Here is a 20,888-nt window from a genome sequence, read left to right on the forward strand (position 1 = left end):
AAATTGAGCATTAATCTGCAATTTTCTGTGTTCCTTGAATCAAAACCTATTATCAATAACCCGGATTCTGACCGAGTGTTATGCCAAAACGGGCATAGGTATCTATTTCCTGCTGAGGAATCGGGCACAAATAATCCCGTGAAGAATTGAATACACGAACTGCATTCGGGAAACGAGCATCAGTATTCAAATCATATTGGCTTGCTATTCCGCTATAGGAAACGAAACCGTCTTCATCAATTTGAGGTATGCCAGTAGCTGTTTCAGTATCCAATATTCGACCGTAAATAGTAACCGGCATTACTTTCTCTGCGATCTTCCACCGTCGGATATCAAACAAACGGAAACCTTCATCTGCTAACTCTACTTTTCTTTCACGCTGGATAATCGTTTTCAACTTTGCCACATCCATAGTCGTAATAGCCGGATAATCAGCTGTTGCAGAAACATCTACTCCATAAGCACGGGCACGAACTCTATTTATGGCAGTCAACACTGACTCATCAACCTCTCCTTGCATGATTTTTGCTTCCGCGTAGGTCAATAAAATCTCGGCATATCTCATCAGGATAAAGTTATGATCATCCCAAGATTGAATTTTTACCTGCGTTTCTTCTATCGTATTTTTCTTCCATAAATAGCCACAGAAAGCTGCCGGCCAAGAAACTGTACGACAATCACTGTTAGATCCGCCGATTGCCCCATTTACCAAACGATAAGTCGTACTGTCCGGATGGCTTTCAAAAATCATACCAGCCCATTCACTTTGCGGAGTAATTATAGAGGCTTTTAAACGAGGATCCCTGTTCTCAAAGGGGCGTTTCGGACTATACACTTTCGACTTGTCGATTGTTTCACCATCAATACATTCGTAAGAATCGACCATAGACTGAGTAGGTACCATTACACTGACAGCCCCTTTATTACGTGATCCCTGAGTTACAGAAAACTGCGTAATATAATATTCATATTTAAACGGCATGATAAACATAATCTCTGCAGATGCTTGTCCGGCTAATTGGAACAATTCTCCGTAATTTGCATGAAGGCTATACCCAAAAGCCTGTTCATTATCCATAATCTCTTTAGTCGATGCCGCAGCCTCTGCATAATATCCATTATACAACGAGATACGGGCATGTAACCCTAGAGCAGCTCCCTTTGTAATACGTTCCGGCTCACCTTTCCATGAATAAGGAAGCACTTCTGCCGCTTTTTTCAAATCTGCGAGGATTTGATCAATTATAACCTTTTTCGATTCACGTGGAATCAGTCCTTCTGTCGGAACTTTTATTACTTTATTCAAAAATGGGACATCACCAAAAAGCTCAGTGAGATACATATAATGAAACGCCCTTATAAACAAAGCCTGCGCTTCAATCTGCTTATATATGGTTTCAGACACGACATCCTTGGATCGTACCATATTTTCCAACAATGCATTTGCTCGGGCAATACCTTTATAATGATCCGAGTAAATTGTGAGAAAACCTCCGTTAGTCGAACTTTGTGTTCCTTGTCCCTGATTCATCATAGCAGAACAAACACCCCTGGACACACCGATATCCGTCGCTCCATTATCCATCGCAACCATAAGAGGTATCTTATAATCAGTTGTCAAACGCAATGAATTATAAGTTCCATTAAGTGCCAGGTTCAATTCTTCTCCATTTTTATAAAAAACATCGTCAACCGGCTCTGTCAGAGATTCCAAATCCAAAATATTATTTTCACAAGAAGAAAATCCGACAACCAACAATAATAACAGCTTATATATTTTCATAATATTCTTCATTTAAAAGGATAAATCAATACCAAATGTATAACTCTTAGCAACAGGATAGATCGCTCCCTGCGAATCATTCGGAACAACCGGATCGATCCCCTGCGGAAGGCTATCAAAGGTCAATAAATTCTGCCCGGAGAAATATACTCTTAAGTTCTTGATAAATACTTTGCTCAAGAGCTGTTTCGGCAACGTATAACCCAATGTTACATTTCTCACTCTCAGGTAAGAAGCATTGAACAACCATGTGTTACTTGCCTGCACATCATTACTACCAAAGCTCGTTGCCTCCAGAATAGGGAACTTTGCATTTGAGTTTTCAGGAGTCCAACATTCTTTGACATGCCATTCCTGAAGTTTACCAGCATTAAACAAAGGATAAACAAGATCGCCACCTAAAAGGACATCACGTTTACCTACTCCCTGCAATGCAATCGCAAGGTCAAATCCCTTATAACCGGCAGTCAAATCAATTCCAAAAGTATATCTTGGAAACGGATCGCCTAATATAACTCTGTCATCCGCATTGATCACGCCGTCGCTTGCATCCATCACATCATCTCCATCGGTATCGACGGTCAATTGGTCTTTATAACGGAGATTACCAGGTTTTAAAGTACCAAATTGGCTGGGCGCCCCATTTATTTCTTCCTGCGATTGGAAAATACCTTCAGTTTCATAACCATAAATGGAATTGATCGGTGCTCCTAACCGGATAATAGAATTTCCCGTAATAATCATCTCGCTTCCACCCAGATTGGTAACCTCATTTTTCACATCTGATAAATTAATTTTTATGCCATAGTCAAAAGCCGAAACCCGGTCTTGCCATCCGACCGTTACATCCCATCCACGGTTTTCTACATTTCCGATATTTTGGATCGGTGCTTCAAGACCCGTTACTACAGGTACCGGTATATTCAACAAAATATCTTTTGTTTTACGAACATAATAATCAGCGGTCAGAGTCAATCTCTGATCCAGCAATCCTGCATCTACTCCAATATTGGTCGTTGCTGTCGTTTCCCACTTGATATTCTTGTTCGCCAGTACTTTCTGGGCTGCTCCGTTTACAATTTGTCCTCCCATCAGATAATTGGCACTACCCAATGCAATAGAAGATGTATAAGGAAAATCACTACCAATTTCTTGGTTTCCCAATTTACCCCATGAGGCACGTAATTTCAAATTAGACAAAAACGAAAGATCCTTCATAAAGTTCTCCTCAGAAAGTCTCCACCCCGCAGCAAAAGATGGGAAAATACCCACCCGATTATCCTTCGCAAACCGGGAAGAAGCATCTCGTCTCAGATTTGCTTCAAACAGGTAACGGTCCTTATAGGAATAATTGACACGTCCGAAATATGAGACTAACGCATTATGAGTCGCTGTTCCGGAGTTTGAATCATATTCTTCCGAACCGGCATTAAGCACTTCATAATCCTGCAAAACATAATATTGCCGCCCGGCAGAAAACATCTCATAGTTATACTTGATAAACTCATATCCTCCCAACACAGAAAAACTATGATCTTTAAGCGTCTTTGTATAAGAAACTACAGCGTTGAAACTCTGACTGAACGGACGCTCGTTTGTCTGCGTAAAGCTATTAGGATCTCCCTTTTTCCGGATCGTCTTAGTATCCCAGTCCATCACTTGCTCGTATGTCTTAGATGCTCTTTTTACATAAATATCTTCATAGGAGGGTGCATATAAGACTGAGATATTCATCCCATCGAAAGGCCGGTAGTTCGCTTTCAACAAACCTCTGAATTCATTATAAAGTCTTTTGTTATAACCGCCAGCCCGTACCTGCGCTATCGGGTTTCCTCCGGAGAAACCATCCCCCCAGGTACCATCTGAATAGACTGCAGGATAATTAGGCGCAATTCTGAACGCATCCCGTACAACAGCCGTCAATGTAGCATTAGATGCATTTTGCTCTGACCGGCTAAAAGCCAAATCAAAATTAATATCAAATTTGTCCGATAACTTCAAATCTGAATTAAATCGTCCATTGTAACGCTTAAAACCATAATTGACAATATCAGCTCCCTGATCCGTAAAAGAGACTGAAGCCAAAACCTTCGCCTTATCAGAACCTCCGCTAACATTCAGGTTATGATATTGTTGAAAGTTCGTTTCACTAAACAGCAAGCCAACCCAATCAGTATCCGGATATCGGTCCGGGTCTGTCTTCATACCCGCCCGATAAGCATCAATTGTCGCCTGATCGGAACCTGTATACTTCAAATAATCAAGAGCACCTAAGAACGAAGGAAGATTCGTCGGGTTCTGCCACCCCAGATAGTTCTTATAATTTACCGAAACACCTCCTTCTTTTGCTCTCTTCGTGGTAACTAATATAACTCCATTTGAAGCACGTGAGCCATAAATCGCAGCAGATGCAGCATCTTTCAATACCGAAATATTTTCGATATCATTTCCATCTATCGTATTAATATCTCCTTCCACGCCGTCAATCAAAATTAAAGGATCATTAGACGCACTGATCGAGCCCATACCGCGAATACGCAAAATCGCCTTATCTTCTCCCGGCTGTCCGCTCTCCTGAATAGCAGTCAAACCTGGAGCAAGTCCAACTAATGCCTGCGAAGCTTGTGCTACCGGTTGTTTTGCCAATCGATCACCACTCACAGATTCTACGGCCCCAGTCAAGTTTACCTTCTTCTGTGTACCATAACCGACCACCACGACTTCATCCAGCAACTCGGTATCTTCCGTCAGGACAACATCATACGTTGACTTATCCGTAAGTTTGAATTCTTTCGAAGCATATCCGATATAGGATACTTCAAGAATATTATGGCTTGAAACATCTATGGAAAAACGTCCGTCAAAGTCCGTAACTGTTCCATTTGTCGTGCCTTTTTCCACCACGTTTGCCCCTATAATCGGTTCGCCGGTTACATCTTTTACCACACCTGTAACACGCCGGCCCTGTTGTAATACTACGGGCGAAACATTCCCCTTCTTTTCCATCGGATTGATCAGGATAAAATTATTCTCCGTAATTTCATATTGGATTCCTTCCTGTTCAAAAAGACGTTTTAAAACCGTTTCGACAGATTGGTCTTTCACACGGACAGATACTATTTTGTCCAAATTAATTTTCCCACTTTCATATATAAAACGAAAATCAGATTGATTTTCGATCAGGAAAAGAACTTCCTTTATCGATTGGTTCTTAACATCCAACGATAACTTCGTGTTTTGAGAATAAACAGTTGCAGATATATTAAGTGAGAATACAATCAAAAGTAATGTCGTTAATCTCATAATAGATAATATCTTTTTAAGGGTCGGATAAAAAACCGACTCTAACTTATTGAAAAAATTCATATATTTGTAAATTGATTATTAGTTAACTATTAGTGTTGCAAGCACTAATTTTATGATCAGACTTATAACGGGAGATGTTTCCAGCATTTCCCGTTTTGTGTATTCATGGTTCTTTACTTCATAGGCAATTCTATTTAGAGGTTATACTTATATTTTTTCCTGTCACATGATAGCGTATCTTACTCAGGCGGGACAATGCATTCATTACATCCGTTACGGTTTCTTCCTGTATGACCCCATTATAACGAATATTTTCCCCTAGCCCCGGTTGGAGCATAATCTTCACATCATACCATCTTTCCAGATATTTACAAACAACCGATAACGGCATATCCTCCATATATAACTTATTATCCAACCATCCATAAGAATGAGATAATATACCTTCCACTTGTTTGATCTTATTTGCTTGTTTATCAAAAACGGCCATTTCTCCCGGCTTCATGACCAACTTATCGCTTCCACTATCCAGTTCAATGCACCCTTCCACCAATGAAGCCTGAATAACCGGATCGTCCACATAAGCCTGTAGGTTGAAAGAAGTCCCCCAAACTTTCACACTCAATCCACCTGCCATTTTTATGACAAACGGGGATTTACTTTTAGATACATCAAAAAAACCTTCTCCCTGGAAACTTACTTCCCGTATTTTCTCCTTCGGATCATATAAATAAGTAATCTCCGACCCGGAATTCAGTTTTACCACCGATCCGTCCGGTAAAACAATTTCCGAACGGTTTCCGTAATCAGCATTCATGCTTACCAGCACCTCCGTATTCTTTTCAAAAACACCCATAAAAGAAAGGGCAAACATAATCAGCAAGGAAGCAGCCACTCCGGAAATTACATAAGATATATTCTTTAAATACGTCCGGGTATTTATCTGCTGTCCGTTTATCATATTAATTTTCTCCCATGCCAGATCAGAGTCATAGGCATTGGGTTCTGTATAAGAGCCCGATGCCTTCCATATTTTCTTATATTGCTCAAATTCTTTTTGATTAGATACATCTTCAGCTAACCATTCCGACAATACAGGAGATATGGCTTTTTCTTCTCCGTCATCCAGTAAATAGTCTATGATGTGATCTTTTATATTTTTTTGCTCTTCCATAAATCATGCTTTTAATATATGACACAACAAATAAAAAAAGGTCCTATTCAGGACCCGAAAAAAATTATATTCCTTTTAACTCCAAGCATCTCTTTAGTTTCTGAAGCGACGACCATATCTGATTTTTGATTGTTTTTACCGAGATTTGGAGTTTTTCTGATATTTCCTTCTGTTTCAGTCCTTTTATACGGTGAAGCAACAACACTTCCCTGCTACGATCCGGGAGGCGATCTATACAATCGTAGACTGCTATCCGAAATTCTTCGATTTCAACTCTGTTTTCTTCATAAGATAATTGGTCCTTGCTTTCCGATAAGTTATTAAAATAAACTTTTGACCTGAGTTGATTCAATGCCAGGTGTTTAGCCATACGATAGAGATAGCCGCTTACATTTTCTATAATTTCAATCTTTTCCCGATTCTTCCATATCTTCAGAAAAAGTTCCTGCACAACATCTTCCGCATCACTTTTATCCATGAGCAGACTATACACATATTGACAGAGGCGAGCATAATAACGTTCGAACAGTTTATTATAACTAACGTAATCACCTCTCCCAATTGCTTCAATCAGCTTTTCATCTGTGGTAGTTGTATCCGACATTTCTTCCGGTTTATTTCCTTTGCGCCCAAATATACGATAAATTTTGGAAATCAATTTTTTCTAACTAAGAAAAGCAGCAACTACGAATTTCCTTCGCATTATTCATACAATCCTCAAAAATATTTCATTCTAACAGAACAGTTGTTTTTATGAATACAAAATTATCATTTCTTTATAAGAATAGAACAATTCCAAAGGCATTTTTGCTCAACAGATATACAGTATAAATAATTATGCAAAAAAACCGTCCCTACATGTATATTTATTCAATTATTCGCTTTATATTTGCAACCGTTTTGCATAAATATACAAACATGAGTACAAAAAAGGAACGATTGGATGCTATTTGCCGTATCATACAAACAAAGGCGATATGTAACCAGGAAGAGCTGCTGAAAGAATTGGAAGCCAGCGGATTTCAGGTGACACAAGCTACTTTGTCGCGCGACATAAAGCAGCTGAAAGTGGCCAAAGTACATGATGCGAACGGCGATTATGTATATTGTCTGCCCGATTATTCAGCTTTGATACAGCCGAACAAGGTGCAGACAGAACATCATCCGAACATCGAATTTTCCGGAAACCTGGCAGTAGTCAAGACACGTCCGGGATATGCGATGGGGATCGCATCCGACATCGACACCCATGCCCCGCACGAGATACTGGGTACGATTGCCGGAGACGACACCATCCTGATCATCCCCCGCGAAGGGATCAGCAGGGACCGGATAGTAAAAGCATTATCACATTTTATATAAGGGCGATTAAGGGAGACAACGGTTCTTCCGTTTATAAACAAAAGAAGACAAAGAACAATCGGAAAAATGAAACAAGAAACAGAAATCGATGTAATGATTGCTGACGCCTCTCACGAAATATACGTAGACAAGATATTGACTACCATTGAAGAGGCGGCCAAAGTGCGTGGAACAGGTATCGCTAAGCGTACGCATGAATATGTGGCCCAGAAAATGATTGAAGGGAAAGCGGTCATTGCGCTGGCTGGGGATCAGTTTGCAGGTTTCAGCTATATAGAATCGTGGGGCAACAAGCAGTATGTGACGACCTCCGGTTTAATTGTTCATCCGGATTTCCGTGGTTTGGGTATTGCCAAACGGATCAAGGATATGACGTTTCAACTGGCCCGCATGCGTTGGCCGAAGGCTAAGATTTTCAGTCTTACGTCCGGCGCGGCAGTAATGAAAATGAATACGGAACTGGGATACGTGCCGGTTACCTTTTCCGATCTGACGGACGACGAATCGTTCTGGCGCGGTTGCAACGGTTGCATAAACCATGATATTCTGGAACGCACGAACCGGAAATATTGCATCTGTACGGCGATGTTGTTCGACCCTGCCGACCCGCACCGTGCGAAACGGGAAGCAGACGAAAGAGAAAAAAATAATAATAAATAATAAAGGAGGCCCGTAGGGGCGTTTCGCGAAACGCCCTTACCCCCCCCACAAAAACAGACAGACAATGAAAAAGAAAGTAGTAGTTGCATTCAGCGGAGGTTTGGATACCTCATTTACCGTTATGTACCTTGCCAAAGAAAAAGGGTATGAAGTATATGCCGCTTGCGCTAATACAGGCGGATTCAGCGAAGAACAACTGAAACAGAACGAAGAAAACGCCTACAAACTGGGCGCAACCAAATATGTAACTATCGACGTTACAAAGGAATACTACGAAAAGAGTTTGAAGTATATGGTATTCGGTAACGTTTTGCGTAACGGAACCTACCCTATCTCAGTAAGCTCCGAACGTATCTTCCAGGCTTTGGCCATCGCACGTTATGCCAATGAGATCGGTGCAGACGCTATCGCTCACGGTTCGACCGGTGCCGGTAACGACCAGATACGTTTCGACATGACATTCCTGGTGCTGGCTCCAAACGTAGAAATCATCACATTGACACGCGACATGGCGCTGACCCGCGACTACGAAATCAATTACCTGAAAGAACATGGTTTCGTTGCCGACTTCACCAAACTGAAATACTCTTATAATGTAGGTTTGTGGGGAACTTCCATCTGCGGCGGTGAAATTCTGGATTCTGCCCAGGGATTACCCGAAAGTGCTTACCTGAAACAGGTGGAAAAGACCGGTAGCGAAGAACTGCGTATCGAATTTAAAAAGGGTGAGATCCATGCTGTCAACGGTGAGGTATTCGAAGACAAGATCGCTGCTATCCAGAAGGTGGAAGAGATCGGAGCAGCTTACGGCATCGGCCGCGATATGCACGTCGGCGACACAATCATCGGTATCAAGGGCCGTGTAGGATTCGAAGCTGCCGCCCCCATGTTGATCATCGGTGCACACCGTTTCCTTGAAAAATATACATTAAGCAAATGGCAGCAGTACTGGAAAGACCAGGTAGCCAACTGGTACGGCATGTTCCTGCACGAAAGCCAGTACCTGGAACCGGTTATGCGCGACATCGAAGCCATGTTGCAGGAATCACAGCGTAACGTAAACGGTACGGCTATCCTTGAACTGCGTCCGCTGTCCTTCTCTACCGTAGGCGTCGAGTCGGAAGACGACCTGGTGAAGACTAAATTCGGTGAATACGGTGAAATGCAGAAAGGCTGGACGGCAGAAGATGCCAAAGGCTTTATCAAAGTAACTTCTACACCGCTGCGTGTTTATTATAACAACCATAAGGACGAAGAAATATGATTAAGATCGGAATTATAGGTGGTGCGGGATATACGGCAGGCGAATTGATTCGTCTGCTGTTGAATCACCCGGACGCCGAGATTACATTTGTGAATAGTACCAGCAACGCCGGCAACCTGATCACTGACGTTCACGGCGGACTGTTCGGAGAAACCGATATGCGTTTCACCGACCAACTCCCGCTGGACAGCATCGACCTTCTGTTCTTCTGTACCGCTCATGGCGATACAAAGAAATTCATGGAAAGCCATACTGTTCCCGACAACGTGAAGATCATCGACCTCAGCATGGATTACCGTATCGAAAGCGATGAACACGATTTCGTTTACGGCCTGCCCGAACTGAACCGACGACGTATCTGCAAGTCCCGACACATTGCAAACCCCGGTTGTTTTGCCACTTGTATCCAGTTAGCCGTTTTGCCGCTGGCCAAGCATCTGATGTTAAACTCGGAGTTGCATGTGAATGCGATCACCGGTTCCACGGGAGCTGGCGTAAAGCCTTCGTCAACATCTCATTTCAGCTGGCGAAACGATAACATTTCGATCTATAAACCGTTCACTCACCAGCATTTGGCCGAGATAGGCCAGAGCCTGCGTCAGTTACAGAATAGTTTCGAAAGCAATATCAACTTTATTCCGGTGCGTGGTAATTTCTCCCGTGGTATTTTTGCAACGACTTATATCGACTGCAAGGTGGGACTGGATGAAATCCGCCGTATTTACGAAGAGTATTACGATGATCATTCATTCACGTTCATCACCGACAAGAACCCGGACCTGAAACAGGTTGTCAACACCAACAAGTGCCTCCTGTATCTTCAGAAATACGACAACAAACTGCTGATCATTTCCATGATCGACAACTTGTTGAAAGGCGCCAGCGGACAAGCGGTGCATAATATGAACCTGCTGTTCGGTTTGGAAGAGACTGTAGGACTACATCTCAAGCCTTCGGCTTTTTAATAATTAACCAATGTGCCAATATTAACACATTATTCATCATGAATTTATTCGACGTATATCCTTTATTTAATATAGAGATTGTAAAAGGCAAAGGATGCCATGTATGGGATACGGAAGGTACTGAATACCTCGACCTGTACGGCGGACATGCCGTTATCTCCGTCGGTCACAGCCACCCTACTTATGTAGCCGCTATCACCGACCAGGTAAACAAACTGGGATTCTATTCCAACTCGGTCATCAACAGCCTGCAACAAAAACTGGCAGACAAACTCGGTAAAGCCTCCGGTTATGATGACTACTCACTGTTCCTGATCAACTCTGGTGCCGAAGCAAATGAAAATGCGCTGAAACTGGCTTCTTTCCATAATGGCAAGAAACGGGTGATCGCTTTCAAGCATGCTTTCCACGGACGTACTTCGGCTGCGGTTCGCGTAACAGACAACCCGAAAATCATTGCTCCGGTCAATGAAGACCTGGCAGTGACCTATCTGCCGCTGAACGATTCGGCAGCCGTTGAAGCTGAATTGCAGAAAGGAGATGTATCTTCCGTAATCATCGAAGGTATCCAGGGTGTCGGCGGTATCCAGCTTCCGACAGACGACTTTATGAAGGAACTGCGTACCCTGTGTACAAAATATGAGGCTTGCCTGATTCTGGACGAAATCCAATCCGGTTACGGACGTAGCGGTAAATTCTTCGCCCACCAGTATGCCGGTATCAAACCGGACCTGATCACAGTGGCTAAAGGCATCGGCAACGGTTTCCCGATGAGCGGATTGCTGATCAGCCCGATGTTCGAACCCGTTTACGGTATGTTGGGAACCACTTTCGGTGGTAACCATCTGGCTTGTGCGGCTGCTATCGCCGTTCTGGAAATCATGGAAAATGAAAAGCTGATCGACAATGCCGCCCAGGTAGGAAACTTCCTGATTGAAGAATTACACAAACTGCCGGGGATCAAAGAGATCAGAGGACGCGGCCTGATGATCGGTATCGAGTTTGAAGAGTCTATCAAAGAAGTGCGCAGCAAACTGCTCTTCGAAGAAAAGGTATTCACAGGAGTGGCCGGCACCAATACGATCCGTCTGCTTCCGCCGCTTTGCCTGACAATGGACGAAGCGAAAGAATTCCTTACCCGTTTCAAAAAAGTACTCAATGCTTAATTAGTTCTTTATTATAAAGAAGGCCGCCAACGGAATTTCCGAAGGCGGCCTTCTTGCTTTATTTTATCTCCTGTACTTTCGCGGCAGCAACGACACCACTTTCGAGGATACCGCGAAAGCTGTTTCGAGGATGGCGCGAAAGGCTTGTTGCGGCATCAGCAACCGTTCCTTTCGCGCCACCCGCAACCTCTTTTGAAGCCGCAAAGATAATAATAAAGAGTTTCCCCTTTGTTATCTCAAAGAACTTTACGTTATTTGTATGTTCAGAAACAAATACAATAAATACAAATGAAACTAAATAAGCTGATCGTTGCCGCTGCTATTTCTATTTTTTGCAGTAATCTGTGTACCGCACAAAAATCATTGGATTTAGAAGATGTACTGAGTGGAAAACTTATCCGGACAAAAGGTGTTGGTGCCATGAACTGGATGAAAGACGGGGAGCGCTACAGCCGCCTCGAACCAAACAAGGAAGAAGGAGGAATGGATGTCGTAGCCTACCGCGCCAAAGACAATGCCCGCGAAGTAATTATCCCCTCTGCTATGTTCACAGATAAATCGACCGGCAAGAAAATTGCCATGGGAAGAATATCGTGGAGTGATGACAATGATAAAGTTCTGATCTACAACAATACGCAACGTGTATGGCGCTACGATACCCGTGGTGATTACTGGGTACTTTCTTTACATGACGGCAACCTGCGCCAACTGGGAAAAGGACTACCCGAATCGTCCATGATGTTCGCCAAATTCTCACCCGACGGAACAAGGGTGGCTTACGTTTCCAACAATAATATATATGTGGAAGACATAAACTCCGGCAAAATCACCCAACTGACCAGCGACGGAAGCAAGACCATCGTAAACGGTACATTCGACTGGGTATATGAAGAAGAGTTCAGTTGCCGCGACGGTTTCCGCTGGAGCCCGGACGGCAAATACATCGCTTACTGGCAAAGCGATACGGAAGGAACCGGCGTATTCGATATCATCAACAACGTCGATTCCATCTATCCTACTATCCTTCATTTCCCCTATCCGAAAGCAGGAACTGCCAACTCGGCCGTAAAAGTCGGATACATCCCGGCAGCAGGAGGAACAACGACCTGGATCGACATTCCCGGAGATCCCCGCAACAACTATATCCCGCGTATGGACTTCATCCCCGAAAGCAATGAACTGTTCATCCAGCAGTTAAACCGGGAACAAAATACCAACAAAGTATGGATCGCCCAAATCGGCAGCGCAACCCCTAAGAATATCTTTACAGACAAAGATGCGGCATGGCTGGACACAAACGATAATATCCTGTGGCTGAAAAACAACCAGTATTTCACCTGGGAAAGCGAACGGAGCGGATGGCGCCACCTGTATCGTGTGAGCCGCGACGGAAAAGAGATCGTCCCCGTTACCAAAGGTGACTTCGACTATATCCAGCCCGTCGGGACCGACCTGCAAAAGGGACTGGTCTATTTTATCGCTTCACCGGAAAACTATACGCAACGTTACCTGTACAGCGCCAACCTGTTCGGCAAAGGCGAAGTGAAACGGCTGAGTCCGGAAAACCAACCGGGACAGCACCGCTACAACATGTCCCCGACCGGTAAATGGGCCGTACATACCTACAGCAACTCGGTAACCCCTCCGGTGATCGACATGGTTTCATTCCCTAAAAATCAATCCGTACGCATCCTCGAAGATAATGCAGAGGCCAAGAAACAATACGATGCCCTGGGACTGAACCCGAAAGAGTTTGTCAAAGCCAGATCGGGCGACCTGCTACTGGACGTCTGCATGATCAAGCCCGTCAATTTCGACCCTTCAAAGAAATATCCGGTCATCATCGAAGTCTATGGCGAACCTGCCGGCTCGACCGTACAAGACTCATGGGGAGGCGGCGACCTGTGGAATCAATATCTGGTGAACCAGGGATATATCTATGTCAGCATCGAAAACCGCGGGGCCAATGCTCCACGCGGCCGGGAATGGCGCAAGTGCATCTATGGCGAAGTCGGCACCTTTGCATCGGAAGACCAGGCACGGGGCATACAAGACCTGGCACGCCAGTATCCGTTCATCGACCTGTCACGCATCGGCATCAACGGATGGAGCGGTGGTGGCAGCCAGACATTGAACTGCATGTTCCGCTATCCGGAAATATTCCATACGGGCATTGCGATCGCCGCCGTTGCCGATCAGCGTTTATACGATACCGTTTATCAAGAACGATATATGAACACACCACAGAATAACCCGGAAGGATACCGTAAAGGCTCCCCTATCTCCTACGCCGAAGGCTTGCAGGGCAACCTGTTGCTGATACACGGAACGGGTGACGATAACGTGCACTACCAAAGTTGCGAAATGCTGGTGGACGAACTGGTTAAACATGGCAAAGTATTCAGCCAGATCAGTTATCCGATGCGTAGCCACGGTATCTACGAGCGTGAAGGAACAAGCCTGCACCTACGGAAAAGCATGGCTAAATACTGGCTGGACCATCTACCGGCAGGAGGCAAATAAAACAATTACTAAAAGGGTAGAAACACAATGAAACAGTTGATTTTGTGCATTGCCACTCTATCGGCAATATTCCTTATGCCTTCCCGGGCAACGTCCCAGATCAGGGAAAAGGCGGAAGGATTACTGAATGCCGTTATTACAGAGAATAAAACAAATGATATTCCTGCTGATTCATCGGCAGCGATTGAAGATAAACTCCGCCTGGATTCCATCAGGATGCAGGAGCTCGAACTTCAACTACAGGAGATGAAGTTGAACGAAATCGTACTCCGGAGCGAGTTGAGTGACGCGCTGAACAAGCATATCACCACCGACTCGTTGAAAAAAGAAGAACAGCGCCGCAGCATCGACTCGCTACGGACGCTGACTCCCGGTGTTCATCTGATCATCGACAATGACACTCTCCTCACTTTCTATGCCAAACGAGGAGGTGTCTCGGCCTATGACCGGGCAGAAAATGCCGTCAACATGATCCAGAAAATAGGTAAAAACCTAAGCCTGAAAGCAGATTCAGTCTACCTGTTTAACAGTGAATACCAAACAGATGTCATGTACGGGGAAAAAGTGATCCTCAGTGTGACGGATCAGGACGCCCTTTGGCTGAATACGGAAAGGGAAAAGCTAGCCAAAGAGTATCAGTCTGTTGTCAATAATAAGATCCTGGAGTTAAAAAAGGAACACAGTATACTTCAGATTGCCAAACGGGTTGCCTTGTTCATCCTGGTACTGGTCGTCCAGTATTTCCTGTTCAAACTGACCAACTATCTGTTCAGGAAACTCCGCCGCCGGATTATCTGGCTGAAACAAAACAAACTCAAATCCATTACCATACGGGATTATGAGTTTCTGAATACCCACCGGCAAGGCAGGATACTCATCTTTCTGAATAATATCCTGCGTTATATTGTCCTGCTGATACAGCTTATGTTCAGTGTACCGATGTTGTTCGCCATATTCCCACAGACGGAACACCTGGCAATGAGACTGTTCACTTATATCATAGAACCGATCAAGATGGTCCTTAAATCGGTTATTGAATATATTCCAAACCTGTTCATTATCATTGTCATTTATTACTGCGTAAAATACATCATCAAGGGTATTCAGTATATAGCCAATGAGATTGAAAGCGAAAAACTCAAGATCACCGGCTTCTATCCGGACTGGGCGCAACCCTCTTTCAATATCATACGCTTCCTGCTCTATGCGTTTATGATCGCGATGATCTACCCTTATCTGCCCGGCTCCGACTCCGGTGTGTTCCAGGGGATATCCGTCTTCGTTGGGTTGATCGTTTCTTTAGGATCGAGCACGGTCATCGGAAATATCATAGCAGGACTGGTCATCACTTACATGCGGCCATTCAAACTGGGCGACCGTATCAAATTGAACGAAACGACCGGAAACGTAATAGAGAAAACCCCGTTCGTCACCCGTATCCGCACACCTAAAAACGAAGTGGTCACGATCCCGAACTCGTTCATCATGTCGTCACATACGGTTAATTACAGTGCCTCTGCCCGCCAGTTCGGCCTGATCATCCACTCGACAGTCAGCATCGGCTACGATGTACCCTGGCGTCAGGTCCATCAGTTACTGGTCAACGCTGCGCGATCCACGCCGGGAGTCATGTCACACCCGAAACCCTTCGTTCTGGAAACGGAGTTGCAGGATTACTACCCCTGTTACCAGATAAATGCATATATAAAGGAAGCCGACCAGCTTTCGCAGATCTATTCGGACCTGCATCAGAACATACAGGATGTGTTTAACGAAGCCGGCATCGAGATCATGTCGCCCCACTATTATGCTGAGCGCGACGGAAGTGCCGTCACTATCCCGGCTGAATATCAGCAAAAGCCGGATTCTCCTGATAAAAAGTAAGAAACAGCACATTATATAGTTAAAAAAGTCCTCCTGCAAAACAAAATGCAGGGGGACTTTTGTTATAAGGCAAAGTCACTAATAAAAAATGCAGAATAATGAAAAAGTATTTTATCGCAGTAGCAGCTCTGGCTTTATTGGCTGCATGTAGCGGGAAGAAAACAGCCGAACCCGCTCTTATAGAAGAAGATGTTTATGCAATAGACGAGGCTGCGCCAGGCGCACCGGCTTTGCCTACCGTAACAGGGAAAGCAGCCAAACCGGTCAATATGCGTGATTCGCTGAAAGTAGATCCTAAAAAAGGAAGTGTCATTCAGAAAAAATATAAGGGCACATTCCCGGCAGCAGACGGTCCCGGCATCGTTTATGACCTGACTTTATATTATCAGCAGGATAGCGACGACGGCGTTTACGAAATGGACGCCACTTATCTGGAAGCTGAAAACGGAAAGGATAAAACATTCTCTTCCACCGGTAAACGCAAAGTAAAACATGGAACACCGTCCAACTCCGAAGCAATCGTTTACGAACTGATCCCCAGCGATGGCGACATGGCATTTTACTTCCAGGCAGAAGGCGACAGCCTGACACTATTAAACCAGGAATTACAGAAAGCAGCATCAGATCTGAATTATACGCTGATACTGGTTCCATAAAAAAGCTACCCTATAAAAAAGCACATCTTTGTATAAATAGAAAAGAGGCGCCCCAACTCCTACCGGGAAACGCCTCTTTTTGCTTTTATTTTCAGATAATTGAATTATTTAATTCCTAACTTAGCCTTGATCGCTTTAGGAAGTGCATCTTTATGAACGACAATGTTCATTGTTTTGTAACGTACGAATGCTTTTGATGCATACCAAATACCGTTATATTTGTTGGCTGTACCCCAAGAGTTTTTCACCATGTAATATTCGTTTCCTTCCTGATCTTTGGCAATACCATAAATCTGCATACCGTGGTCGTCAGTAGTTTCCCAGTTATCATAAGCCAACTGGCGTTCTGCCTGCGTACACCATTTCTGCGGTTGCGGTTTCGTATTCAATTTCTTTTCTTCCGGTTTCATCTTCAGCCAATGAGCCATGTCAGATCCGCTCAGTTCCTGTACCTTTTCGTTGTCAGGCATAACAGCTACACCGTCGCGGGTAAAGCCGGACTCACTTACATCGGATCCCCAGGCAATCGTATAACCTGTATTGATCGCATTGTCGAACACTTCCATAAACTCGTCGATCGGCAGGTTGTAAGACAATGCGTGACGCCAGTTATCCTGGATTTCCAGCGAGAACTGCGTATAGAACGGATGATGCGTATAAGAAGTCAACGATACATAATCCGACGGTTTTAATCCTGTAGATTCATAAAATGACTTCGGAGTGTATTCTTTTCCTTTATAAGTAAACTTTTCCGGAGCTTTTCCCAGATAGATTTCATGTACGGCAGCTACAGCCTTTTTCCACAACAGGTTATAATCCTCGTCATACTGGAATTTTTTTACTTTACCGCCAGCCATGGCGCCCACCATAGCATCTGTGAGGGCAGACAACTCTCCGTGGTTACTCAATGTATCGCTATACATCACCCCGGGGCGCATTTCTTCTTCCGGCACCAAACCGAAAGCTTCCATTCCGTAAATCACATCATAGAAAGACCCACCCTGCGAGAACGAAGCATCGCCATGAGTGCGGACAGCCATATCGGCACGATCCTGATAAGTGTGGTAAACGGTAAACATCTCCGAAAGATCATATTCTCCCTTTCCCATACGAAGCAATTCAGATTCCAGGAAAGCCATGGTAGAGTAGCACCAGCAAGTACCTGCCCGGTTCTGATTCTTAATAGATGTAATCGGGTTTTCCTTTACTGTTGTAAAAATGAAACCTTCTTCTTTTTCTCCCTCTTTTTCTTGTGCTCCAACATTTGTTGCAGAGAACGCACAAGCCAGCATCAAGCCGGCAACAACAAGTTTCTTCATCTTTTGTTTTCGATTATATTAGCAATTATACATTTTGACGCAAATGTACGGGTTTTATTCCTTTTTTCCATACTTTTGCAACTCATGATTTTACAATTATAAATTAACGGAGACATGAAAATTACGATTATCGGAGCCGGAAGTATCGGCGGTGCCATCGCCCGCGGACTGGCAAAAGGAAATATGTTTAAAGCATCGGACATCACCTGTACGGCACAGTCGCAAGCCACATTGGACAAAATGAAAGCGGCCAATCCAGACTTCGTGTTGTCACTCAACAACATAGAAGCTGTAAAGGGAGCAGACATCATCGTCATAGCAGTAAAGCCCTGGCGGGTGGAAGAGATCATCGACCAGATAAAAGGAGTGCTCGATTACGACAAACAGATCATCGTTTCGGTAGCTGCCGGAATCACCTTCGATACGCTGAATTCTTATCTCACTAAAAACACCAGTTATGAAGACTGGGTTACTCCGGCTCTTTTCCGTATTATGCCCAACACCGCTATCGAGGTATTGAGCAGTATGACTTTCGTCTCCGCCCATAACGCAACACCGGAGCAATCCGACCTGATAATAAATATATTCAATGAGCTTGGCAATGCAATGTTGGTAGAAGAACGCCTGATGGGTGCCGGTACTGCACTGGCTTCCAGCGGTATCGCTTTCGCCCTCCGTTATATCCGTGCTGCTATTGAAGGCGGTGTCGAATTGGGTTTCTATCCGAAGCAGGCACAGGAGATCGTTGTCCATACCGTAAAGGGGGCTACCGACCTGTTATTGGAAAACAAGAGCAATCCGGAAATGGAGATCGACAAGGTTACCACTCCCGGCGGTATTACCATCAAGGGGTTGAATGAAATGGAACTGTCCGGTTTCACCTCTTCTGTCATCAGGGGATTGAAAGCCAGTAAATAAAAAGAGAATTATAAATTGATTCAGAATTTATCAGAAGTGAATGTTACTTTTCTCTTGATAGAAAAGTAACCAAAAGATCAAGGCTGCATCTGCTTCGCTACTCAGCATCCTGCGTTCGCTGTCGTCTGTGAACTCGCTACGCTCAAACAGCACAGCCTCCGGACGCTCTCTACGGATACTTCGCTTTACGCTCACCAGATGAGGCCTTTCATAGAACGCTTTGCGTTCTCTTAAGATTGCCGATACTACCTGTTAAATCCGAAAGTTTTTGTTCTATAAGTACCGGTATCGGCCATCCTAAGAGGAAGCACAGCTTCCTTGGAAAGGCCTAAGCGGGTGAACGTCCGCGGAGGGGGAAGACGAAGCGGTAAAAAAAATCCGTTGTCTGAGCGGAGCGAGTTTCGGATTTTTCAGCGAAGTCTTTCACCGGAGCAGTGAAGCCGGTTAAGCCTTGATCTTTTGACTACTTTTCCATCAAGGGAAAAGTAGGTTCAATTATTTCTAATTCCGGATGTTATGTCATTCGTAAGCAGACTTGTTAATGTAAGAAAAAGTCATGCTACAACGTAGCGAGTAAAAGCTTTATATATTTTGCAGTAAATGTACGGGGGTTATTCCTTTTTTCCATACTTTTGTATGCTATGATAAATGCAAATCCGAATGAAAAAGTCCTTATCCCATTTACCTAAAGAGAAACAGACCGATTTACGTCTGATCGCCCGATATGTAGTCGAAGTTCTTGGTGATCAATGTGAAATGATCATTCTTTACGGCAGTTATGCTCGCGGCAACTACGTAGAGTACGACCAACGGATCGAATTTGGAATACCGACTTATTTCATGAGTGATTTCGATATACTGGTCATCACCCGGAATGATTGCAATAGTAGCGGAATAAGCTGTCAGTTGGAAAAAGTGGAAGATCGTTATTACAAATATAAAGGGATGGGAAGATATGCATTTACGACTCACATCCATTTTATCGATGAAACGATCAAAGACTTTAACAAAGAAATAACAAAAAGCCGCTACTTTTATACAGACATAAAGAAAGAAGGTATCCTGCTATACGATAGTGGTAATTGCAAATTAGCCCGTCGCCGCAAGCTTAATTTTTCCGAGATTGGAGAACTGGGACAGGAATATTATACTACTAAATTTAAAATAGCGACAAGTTTTATGAAAGGGGCTTGTTTTTATTTAAGTGAAAGTGAATTCAATATGGCCGCGTTTCATCTGCATCAGGCTTGCGAGAACTTATACCGTGCTATTATTCTGACATTTACAATGCATACCTATAAAATACATGATTTGGAAGAGTTAATTAAAGCTGCCAAAACACATTCTTTGGAAATAACCAAAGTATTCCCCCGCGATACCGAAGAAGAAATACGATTGTTCAATTTGTTGCTTAAAGCCTACATAGAAGCACGATACAATAAATATTATGCTACAACGAAGGAAGATATAGAAGCCTTAATCCCACGTGTAGAGCATTTAGCAACGATCACCAAAGAAGTTTGCGAAAATAGAATAAAGGAATATGCGAGTCGTGCCAGAACGACAAACTAACCGGCAGAAGCCGGGAAACTAATTCATTCCTCCCTACTAACTAATTGAAATGTAAGGACTCCTTATTGGCAAGGTGTACAGGATAGCCAGCCAAGGTGTACAGGATAATCCACCAAGGTGTACAGGCTAATCGATTATCCTGTACAGGGTAATTATACTAAGTAAGGAGTTAACAATTAGTTTATTATAGGGTTTGATTTACTCAGACCGGAAGAGAGCAATAGTTTCAGAAGTGATACATGATAAAACATCTTTTATACACAATGTTTTCAGTATTTATTTGCCATTTGCAATATACTTCTATAATATCCTATCAATAAGCACAATAAGACATGG

Annotated in this window: 16 protein-coding genes; 10 read left to right on the forward strand and 6 right to left on the reverse strand. The window is 43.8% G+C overall.

Annotated features, from left to right (window positions below):
* Positions 1-52: 52 nt before the first annotated feature.
* From C825_RS22700 to C825_RS22715, 4 genes are all read right to left on the reverse strand, one after another.
* Positions 53-1,783, reverse strand: a complete 1,731-nt coding sequence (locus tag C825_RS22700) for a RagB/SusD family nutrient uptake outer membrane protein (RefSeq protein WP_010800301.1) — start codon at positions 1,781-1,783, stop codon at positions 53-55.
* 12 nt (positions 1,784-1,795) lie between these two features.
* On the reverse strand, positions 1,796-5,086 hold the full coding sequence (locus C825_RS22705; protein ID WP_160257397.1) for a TonB-dependent receptor: 3,291 nt from the start codon (positions 5,084-5,086) through the stop codon (positions 1,796-1,798).
* 193 nt (positions 5,087-5,279) lie between these two features.
* The gene (locus C825_RS22710) at positions 5,280-6,263 is read right to left on the reverse strand and encodes a FecR family protein (RefSeq protein WP_010800303.1); all 984 of its coding nucleotides are present in this window, start codon (positions 6,261-6,263) and stop codon (positions 5,280-5,282) included.
* Between the two features lie 64 nt (positions 6,264-6,327).
* Positions 6,328-6,867, reverse strand: a complete 540-nt coding sequence (locus C825_RS22715; RefSeq protein WP_010800304.1) for an RNA polymerase sigma factor — start codon at positions 6,865-6,867, stop codon at positions 6,328-6,330.
* Between the two features lie 314 nt (positions 6,868-7,181).
* Between C825_RS22715 and argR the strand changes: the two genes are divergently transcribed.
* The 8 genes from argR to C825_RS22755 all read left to right on the forward strand — a co-directional run bounded on the left by argR (position 7,182) and on the right by C825_RS22755 (position 16,743).
* A complete protein-coding gene (gene argR, locus C825_RS22720) occupies positions 7,182-7,625 on the forward strand; it encodes an arginine repressor (protein ID WP_044215257.1) in 444 nt (147 codons plus the stop codon).
* 66 nt (positions 7,626-7,691) lie between these two features.
* A complete protein-coding gene (locus tag C825_RS22725) occupies positions 7,692-8,285 on the forward strand; it encodes a GNAT family N-acetyltransferase (protein ID WP_007653699.1) in 594 nt (197 codons plus the stop codon).
* Between the two features lie 64 nt (positions 8,286-8,349).
* A complete protein-coding gene (locus C825_RS22730) occupies positions 8,350-9,549 on the forward strand; it encodes an argininosuccinate synthase (protein WP_007653701.1) in 1,200 nt (399 codons plus the stop codon).
* Positions 9,546-10,514: an N-acetyl-gamma-glutamyl-phosphate reductase gene (gene argC, locus C825_RS22735; protein ID WP_010800306.1), complete on the forward strand. Its 969-nt coding sequence runs from the start codon at positions 9,546-9,548 to the stop codon at positions 10,512-10,514. The genes C825_RS22730 and argC overlap by 4 nt, the downstream gene beginning before the upstream one ends.
* Before the next feature lie 38 nt (positions 10,515-10,552).
* Complete coding sequence (locus tag C825_RS22740; RefSeq protein WP_010800307.1) at positions 10,553-11,680, forward strand: aspartate aminotransferase family protein; 1,128 nt, start codon at positions 10,553-10,555, stop codon at positions 11,678-11,680.
* A gap of 288 nt (positions 11,681-11,968) precedes the next feature.
* Positions 11,969-14,203 (forward strand): S9 family peptidase, encoded by a 2,235-nt coding sequence (locus tag C825_RS22745; protein WP_010800308.1) that lies wholly within the window; start codon positions 11,969-11,971, stop codon positions 14,201-14,203.
* 27 nt (positions 14,204-14,230) lie between these two features.
* Positions 14,231-16,087: a mechanosensitive ion channel family protein gene (locus tag C825_RS22750; RefSeq protein WP_007653705.1), complete on the forward strand. Its 1,857-nt coding sequence runs from the start codon at positions 14,231-14,233 to the stop codon at positions 16,085-16,087.
* A gap of 98 nt (positions 16,088-16,185) precedes the next feature.
* The gene (locus tag C825_RS22755; protein ID WP_010800309.1) at positions 16,186-16,743 is read left to right on the forward strand and encodes a copper resistance protein NlpE N-terminal domain-containing protein; all 558 of its coding nucleotides are present in this window, start codon (positions 16,186-16,188) and stop codon (positions 16,741-16,743) included.
* A gap of 104 nt (positions 16,744-16,847) precedes the next feature.
* Here the strand turns inward: C825_RS22755 and C825_RS22760 are convergent, their stop codons facing one another.
* Positions 16,848-18,035, reverse strand: coding sequence for a C1 family peptidase (locus tag C825_RS22760; protein WP_370449595.1), 1,188 nt, complete (start codon positions 18,033-18,035; stop codon positions 16,848-16,850).
* A 141-nt stretch (positions 18,036-18,176) separates the two neighbouring features.
* On the opposite strand from C825_RS22760, the gene proC reads away from it, so the two are divergent.
* On the forward strand, positions 18,177-18,980 hold the full coding sequence (gene proC / locus C825_RS22765) for a pyrroline-5-carboxylate reductase (protein WP_007653711.1): 804 nt from the start codon (positions 18,177-18,179) through the stop codon (positions 18,978-18,980).
* Between the two features lie 30 nt (positions 18,981-19,010).
* Here proC and C825_RS22770 read toward each other — a convergent pair whose 3' ends face one another.
* Positions 19,011-19,175, reverse strand: coding sequence for a hypothetical protein (locus C825_RS22770; RefSeq protein ID WP_154278159.1), 165 nt, complete (start codon positions 19,173-19,175; stop codon positions 19,011-19,013).
* A 465-nt stretch (positions 19,176-19,640) separates the two neighbouring features.
* On the opposite strand from C825_RS22770, the gene C825_RS22775 reads away from it, so the two are divergent.
* Complete coding sequence (locus C825_RS22775) at positions 19,641-20,552, forward strand: HEPN domain-containing protein (RefSeq protein ID WP_010800310.1); 912 nt, start codon at positions 19,641-19,643, stop codon at positions 20,550-20,552.
* The last annotated feature ends 336 nt before the right edge of the window (positions 20,553-20,888 follow it).

Source organism: Parabacteroides sp. ASF519, from assembly GCF_000364265.2.
Lineage (GTDB): Bacteria > Bacteroidota > Bacteroidia > Bacteroidales > Tannerellaceae > Parabacteroides > Parabacteroides goldsteinii.